This window comes from Pelosinus baikalensis (assembly GCF_020819555.1).
Lineage (GTDB): Bacteria > Bacillota > Negativicutes > DSM-13327 > DSM-13327 > Pelosinus > Pelosinus baikalensis.
This window is the reverse complement of sequence record NZ_JAJHJB010000159.1, coordinates 1-510: the sequence shown is the minus strand read 5'-3', so window position 1 is coordinate 510 and position 510 is coordinate 1. Positions and strand designations below refer to the sequence as shown.

General features: G+C 45.7%; 1 protein-coding gene. It reads right to left on the bottom strand.

The genetic code is table 11. From position 1 onward, the window contains the following. The coding region (tnpC, locus tag LMF89_RS25590; RefSeq protein ID WP_229537610.1) for an IS66 family transposase at positions 1-510 on the bottom strand (510 nt) is incomplete at both ends.

Below are 510 nucleotides of genomic sequence, written 5' to 3'. Positions count from 1 at the left end.
AACAAATTTCCTGCGAACATGCGCCCAGCATAAACAACGGGTGATCTTCGGCACTCTGTTGTATCCAGCGTAGGCATCGGTATGTAAATATCCTTCAAATCCTTTGAGGAATCTCTTGGGATAACTGCCGCCTCTGCCAGGCTGATACTCAAAGATCCGAATTGAATGCTTGGCATATTGACCAGTGCTGTACACCCACATGTACGAGTCTGTGGTATTTTTGCGGCCTTCTTCCTGCATGACTGAAACCGTAGTTTCGTCGACATGCAAGTAATTCTCCTGCAGTATCTGTTGATGAAGTAAATCCACTAGAGGAATAAGCCAATCTCGTGCAGCAGCTAAAATCCAGTTTGACATTGTTGCTCGGCTTAAGCTCACTCCAAGCATCTGCCATTCTTTTTCCTGACGGTACAAAGGAATGGCATTGACGAACTTTTGATGCATGACCCAGGCGATAGTAGAGGGCGATGCCATGGAATGTAAAATGACTGGATCAGGAATTGGCGATTT